Source organism: Microcoleus sp. Pol8_D6, from assembly GCF_036700965.1.
Lineage (GTDB): Bacteria > Cyanobacteriota > Cyanobacteriia > Cyanobacteriales > Microcoleaceae > Microcoleus.
Window position 1 is genome coordinate 1 of record NZ_JAUBPW010000166.1, and the last position, 1,397, is coordinate 1,397.

Sequence of the window (1,397 nt, forward strand, 5' to 3'; positions counted from 1 at the left end):
ATCTGTCGTAGCTGTTAGCTTAGTTTTCTTTTCACTAACCTTCATGCCTCGTTCTGCCAGAAATTCGCTGACTTTATTAAATATTGTCTCCGCATCATCTTAATGTTTATCTCGTTCTCTTGTCAAGGGGGTTGAGCAATTACATCTAATGTTTATCTCGTTCTCTTGTCAAGGGGGTTGAGCAATTACCCGCTATCTTACTCAAGAATACACCATCAGAACAGCTAAAAGATTTTGGCAATATTGAATTACCCGTGAGAGATCAGGTCCTCCAAGAAGTAGCCCCAGAGATTGGAAAATTTTTTAAGCAGCAGCCAAACAGAAGCAGGCAGAGCCAGAGAAATCCAGACCTGCATGGGTAAATGTCGAGAAAGAGAACAACAAAGTAAAAAACTCGGACTAAAGAAAGGGACAAGGTTAAGCCCTCACTTAGAAAAATGCTGCCTAATATTGAGAGCCAACGTATCCTATGCCAATACCACCAAAAATTTACAACAACTCACAGGAATATATGTATCCCACAGTACGCAACAACGGCTAGTACATCGACAAAAATTTGTGGAGGCTGTAGCAGAGAAAACTGTCACCGCTTTGAGTTGAGATGGAGACAAGGCAAGATTAAGAACCGACCTAGGAGAAGCCAATGAATGGCGAGACTACAAAGCCGTGGCGTTGTATCATCAACAGTGTGCCGCTTTCTTTCAAGAGAATAACAAGCTATTGGATTGGGTGAATCGACACCATTTAGGTGAGCCAATTACTTGTCTGGGTGATGGACATCCAGGGGTCTGGAATTTGATAGCTGGGATTGCTTCATTCGAGAAACGTTTAGAGATTTTACAGCACTTCCGGGTGTTATGAGGTACAATAACAATAGATTAAAAGAATACACCAATGAAAGCATATTCAGTAGATTTGCGAAAAAAAATAGTAGCAGCCCATCAAGAGCAGAAGCTGTCGATCCGAAAAACAGCAGAAATATTTGCCGTAAGTAAAAGCTTAGTTCAAAAGCTTGTCAAGCAACAAAAAATCGAGGGAAATTTACAGCCGAAACCTAGGGGTAAACCGAGATACAGTCATTTGAATAATGCGTCAACAGAATTAAGAGAAATAGTGGCAGCACATCCCGATGCAACCTTAGTAGAGTTGTGTGAGTTATTTGCCCATAAGACGGGAAATTGGGTGGGTAGAACCGCCATGTGTAGAGCGTTACAGAAGTTGGGATTAAATCGAAAAAAAAAACAGTCAGGAGTAGCCAAGCAGGGACAGAAAGAGTCATGAAGTTAAGGCTAGAGTATTGGGAAAAAGTCAAGAATATCGAAGTAATACCAATTCTCCAAAATTATGCTACAGTATTTAGTGCCGATAGAATATAATCCCATCCCGTGATAGATGCG

The 1,397-nt window shown here is 41.0% G+C and carries 1 protein-coding gene; it reads left to right on the top strand.

Going from position 1 to position 1,397, the window contains the following annotated elements; all coding sequences use genetic code 11:
- The first annotated feature begins 894 nt into the window (after nt 1-894).
- Complete coding sequence (locus QUA10_RS29005) at nt 895-1,281, top strand: IS630 transposase-related protein (RefSeq protein WP_333085972.1); 387 nt, start codon at nt 895-897, stop codon at nt 1,279-1,281.
- The last annotated feature ends 116 nt before the right edge of the window (nt 1,282-1,397 follow it).